4 protein-coding genes are annotated in these 3,595 nt (G+C 40.2%); 2 read left to right on the top strand and 2 right to left on the bottom strand.

Annotation, left to right across the window (positions count from 1 at the left end):
* The first annotated feature begins 353 nt into the window (after positions 1–353).
* Both parA and GNF10_RS35810 read left to right on the top strand, forming a co-directional pair.
* On the top strand, positions 354–974 hold the full coding sequence (gene parA / locus GNF10_RS35815) for a ParA family partition ATPase (RefSeq protein WP_185587881.1): 621 nt from the start codon (positions 354–356) through the stop codon (positions 972–974).
* A gap of 62 nt (positions 975–1,036) precedes the next feature.
* Entirely contained in the window at positions 1,037–1,321 is a 285-nt protein-coding gene (locus GNF10_RS35810) for a ribbon-helix-helix domain-containing protein (RefSeq protein ID WP_185587884.1), read from the top strand.
* Between the two features lie 99 nt (positions 1,322–1,420).
* Here the strand turns inward: GNF10_RS35810 and GNF10_RS35805 are convergent, their stop codons facing one another.
* Complete coding sequence (locus GNF10_RS35805; RefSeq protein WP_185587885.1) at positions 1,421–2,557, bottom strand: ATP-binding protein; 1,137 nt, start codon at positions 2,555–2,557, stop codon at positions 1,421–1,423.
* Positions 2,554–3,237, bottom strand: coding sequence for a WD40 repeat domain-containing protein (locus tag GNF10_RS35800; RefSeq protein WP_221644706.1), 684 nt, complete (start codon positions 3,235–3,237; stop codon positions 2,554–2,556). The genes GNF10_RS35805 and GNF10_RS35800 overlap by 4 nt, the downstream gene beginning before the upstream one ends.
* Positions 3,238–3,595 lie beyond the last annotated feature (358 nt).

Here is a 3,595-nt window from a genome sequence, read left to right as displayed (position 1 = left end):
ACCCTTATTTGCAGAGAATGTGGTTTCAAAATCGCCTTGTTTGCGGTTTGAAGCGTTTATGTTTGCAGTTCGCTACACCTACACTGTTAGCGAATTCGGGAAGGGACTCTAAGTAGGCATCACCGTGCCAATTTGGGAAAGCGGAAAGGGAATCAAAGTAAAAAATTTGTCTGTGAGATTCTTAGAGGATAGGTGCGATCGCTTTGAGAGAGCGAACGCGTGAAATTTGTTACAAAAACTTTACATGGTGATAAATTTTGCGCGTATCTTGTCTTTACCCCAAGATGGCTCACTGCTCATTTCACTGCTAAACTTGTACACTTGTCTTAATGTTAATGTGTGAATATGTATACATGAAGACAGTAGCTATTGTCGCAGAAAAAGGGGGTGTGGGCAAAACTTCGCTAAGTATCCATCTTGGCGTTGCCGCAGCCATCAAAGGTAAAGAAACTGTACTTGTAGATTTAGATCCACAAGCGTCTGCCAGCAAGTGGGGAGATTCACGAGAAGCAGAATCTCCCGTTGTAATTTCGTGCCAAGCATCACGATTAGAAAAAGTTTTGGAGACTGCCAAAAATGGTGGGGCACAGTTAGTGGTTATTGACACTGCCCCACATTCGGAGTCATCTGCTCTTGCCGCCATCCGTGCTGCTGATTTAATTCTGATACCCTGCCAACCCTCAATTTTGGATTTACGTGCGATCGCCAACACAATTGATTTGGTTAAGCTGGCTAAAAAAACTGCCACAGTCGTTTTAAACTGTGTTCCCACAAGAGGCTCCCTTGGAGATGAGGCGGCTGATGCCATAAAAGAGTACAACATTCCCATCGCCCCGGTTCGTATTTCTCAGCGTACCGCTTTTGTACGCTCGTTAGCAGGGGGATTAGCAGCACAGGAATATGAGCCAAAAGGAAAGGCTGCGGATGAAATTTGGGAATTCTACAAATGGTTATGTAAACAAGTTAAATTGTAAAACTGTAGAATTGTAATATTATAGCATTGTATACTTGTTGATATGTATACACGTTAAGTCTGATGGTAAAGAAGACGAATTTAGCCGATTCTCTACGCAAAGTTTCAGAACCAGAAAAATCCACAAAGTCCGTAACAAGTCCAGATGGTGAACCGTTGAGCAATAATTCCTCCCCTGGAGTCGCACCCAGTCGGCAAGGTAAGAAAGCGATCGCTGGTCACTTTGATCCAGCTGTGTCCAAACAGTTGAAACAACTTGCATTGTCACAAGATACAACAGTTCAAGCGTTGCTGTCCGAGGCACTAAACGATTTATTCAGTAAATATGGTCAAAAACCCATCGCCTGAAATTATTAAAGTGGGCAGCGATCGCGGTATTGAGATGAATGAATCGAGAGTACTTTGAGGCTTTGATTACACGAAATAGCCCTAATGTGGAATGCTACATTACTTTTGTGCGTTTACTATCTCAAGTCCTATTCCTCCATTAACTAATTGTTCTGCTAACCAATCCCGAAAGCTGTCATGATAGAAACTGTAACGAGTTTCTGTGCTTACTTTCTGCTGTACAAGGAACTCAAGCCAATTTTCTAGCACTTCTTGGACTTCGTACTCGTCTTCATCAATTATTTCTGCGATCGCCTTCACTGATATCCCTTTTCCTTTTTCTCCAGAAGTCAGGACACGAATAACTTCTAAAGCAATATTAGAGAAACCCTCAGCCTTCATCTTCTGCCAATGTTGCTGATAGTATGCCGCCAAACCCGTTGGGAGTCTATCTCTGTGCAAGGGTTTAAGGTAAAAACCATTGGCTATAGCGGGTAATATTTGACTGAGGTACATGAAATTATCTTCGCTCTCAAAACAGAAGCGTGTCATAAATTCTTCCTCGTCTATATGTGACATCTCCGGCAAGCGCTCTAGGGGAGTTAGGTGTTGCCGAATGTACGATTGTACGTCTCTCCGATTTTGTTCTGGGTATGCTGCTAAATCAAGTATTTGGCAAGGCGTTTCTATTAATAAACCAGATTGTTCTCTCAAATAGTGACGGTGGCTGAGAAGGAAATAGACACTTTGTGGGAGATATTTAGGAAGATAAAGCAAATTTGAACCTAGCGGTTGACTATTGCAGTCTATTGCGTCTAGTGTGTCAATAATAATTATTAGGCATCGATTAGATTCTAGTTTGTCGCTAATTTTCTGGAGTAGCAGCGAGAGAAACCAACTTCCCTCAGTTGCGTTATCTGGAAGTATCGCATCCTCATTTCCCGTTTTCTGCATTAATTGGGTACAAACAGTCCAAAGAAATTGGTCAGCATGATTTTTCTCTGCAACTTGAGCGTTGTAGTAGATAACATCAGGACTATCTCTCAGATACTTTGCTAAGATGGCACTCTTGCCGCTACCAGGTGCACCTAGAATAGTGAAGTATCCACATTTGTGGCGGTTGAGGAAGTTGGTTATTGCGGTGAAGACAAATTCACGTCCAACAAAATTCTTACTTTTTTCTTGAATAAATTGCTGAAATTCAATTGGATAGGAAGCGGTGTAGGTGACGGTTGGGGGTCGAGGAGGAGTTTTCATGGTTGTGTCTCAATCCCTTCTAAACGCAAAAAATGCACCTGTCCAAATTCGCTGCCTGCCATAATTGTTGCCCCATCTGGTGCTACAGCGCAGCACAGTAACCCACTTTCCCCAACAAACTTAGCAATGAATGTCTGAGTTTCTAGATCCAAAACCTGGAGAGTTTTATCAGAAGAGGCAGAAATCACTTTGCCATCAGGGGTTATTGTTACAGCATTTACAGATTCGGTATGACCTCGGAAAGTGAAAATTTCCTCTTGATTTTCTAAATCCCAAATCTTGACAGTCTTGTCATCTGAACCAGAAATGATCCACTTATCATCAGGGGTGATGGCTACAGTATTTACCGAGGCGCTGTGATCTGTGAGAGTAAAAAGTTGCTTTCTATTTTCTAGATTCCAAACTTTAATAGTTTTGTCCTTGGAACCAGAAATCAAGTACTTACCATTAGAAGTGATGGCTACAGCATTTACGGATTTACTGTGACCTTTGAGGTTAAAAATAAACTTTTTGGTTTTGATATTCCAAACTTTGATAGTTCCTCCAATGTAACCAGAAATCAAATACTTACCATCAGGGCTGATTAATATAGCAGTTGCAGAATCATAAGCTAATTGACAAAAATATATAAACAATACAATTGTTAAGTTTAAGCCAAAAATTACCAAAATAAAATTCACCTTAAGTATTATAATCAAACTTAACAACAAAGGTATTAGACAGATCCCAATATCATAGTAACGTTGCGAATTTGAATATAAATTAAAAATATTTTGTGCCGTTTTTATATTCCATGCAGCTAATCTCAAAAACTTAGGTGAATTTGAAGGTCTGTAAGATGGGAATAAAGAAATACGCTGACTACTCCGCGTACTCATTATTTCTAGCTTCCATTCAGTCAATTTCAGAAACCTTGGCAAACTCCAAAGTGGATCGTATAATGAGAAAGAAATAAATTGGTTGCTACATGGTATAACAGCTATTGCATTAACAGCATTTGTAATTTCATTTGCAGGAATTTTAAAATCTGAATATTTG

The organism is Nostoc sp. UCD121 (assembly GCF_014222285.1).
In the GTDB taxonomy this organism is placed as follows: Bacteria; Cyanobacteriota; Cyanobacteriia; order Cyanobacteriales; family Nostocaceae; genus Nostoc.
This window is presented reverse-complemented; position numbering and strand designations above follow the sequence as displayed.